Source organism: Acetobacter fallax, from assembly GCF_011516735.1.
Lineage (GTDB): Bacteria > Pseudomonadota > Alphaproteobacteria > Acetobacterales > Acetobacteraceae > Acetobacter > Acetobacter fallax.
The window spans coordinates 1-792 of the sequence record NZ_WOSX01000139.1 but is presented as its reverse complement, the minus strand read 5'-3'; the positions used below and the strand labels follow the sequence as shown (position 1 = coordinate 792).

General features: G+C 61.7%; 1 protein-coding gene. It reads right to left on the bottom strand.

What is annotated here, in order from left to right:
- The coding region (locus GOB85_RS18865) for a transposase (protein ID WP_173579011.1) at positions 1–792 on the bottom strand (792 nt) is incomplete at both ends.

Sequence of the window (792 nt, the reverse complement as noted above, 5' to 3'; positions counted from 1 at the left end):
GGCATTGTAAGCCTGTCGGAACTCGTGGGCGTCCGAACGTCGCATGAGGCGGCTGTCGGGATCGGTCAGACTGATCTGCCGGTCGGGTGGTGGTTCATCATCGGGCGGTTTCGGTGCCCGGCCGCGACGCCCTGTTTTTGCGTCATACGCAGCTTTCTTTTTTTCGTATGCCGGTCGCGCCGCCCCGGCCTGCGCCTTCGCATCGGCTTCCAGCCGGGCGCAGGCTGCGTCCAGCTTCGCTTTCAGTGTTTCACGCCGGGTGAGTTCTTCCGGCAACGCCTGCGGATCACTGTCTGTGGCATCTGCGTGCTCCGCCTGGTCCATCAGTTTCGCGATATCCACCGCCAGCTGTTCCCGCAGGGCCCTGATCCGGTCGTAGCGCAGGGAACGGTATTTCGAAGCGTCGGCATCGATTTTCGTGCCGTCGATCGATACTACACCCAGACGCAGCAGACCCGTCTCGCGCGCCAGAAGCAGGACCTGCGCAAATGCAGCTTCAATGGCTGTCCGGTTCGTCCGGCGGAAGGTCGCAATCGTATCATGATCCGGATGCAGGTTCGCCGCCACGAAGCGCACCCCGATATCGCGATATGTCGCCCGCTCGATCCGGCGTGAGGAAAACAACCCGTTCGCATAGCTGAAGATCAGAAGGGCCAGCATCAGGCGCGGATGATACTGCGCCTTGCCTCCCGTGCGCACTGGCACGCAGAACGCACTCATCGGAACCCGCTCAACGGCTGCGACAATGAAATGCGCCATATCGTCAGCAGGAAGCCACGACTTCAGATCAGG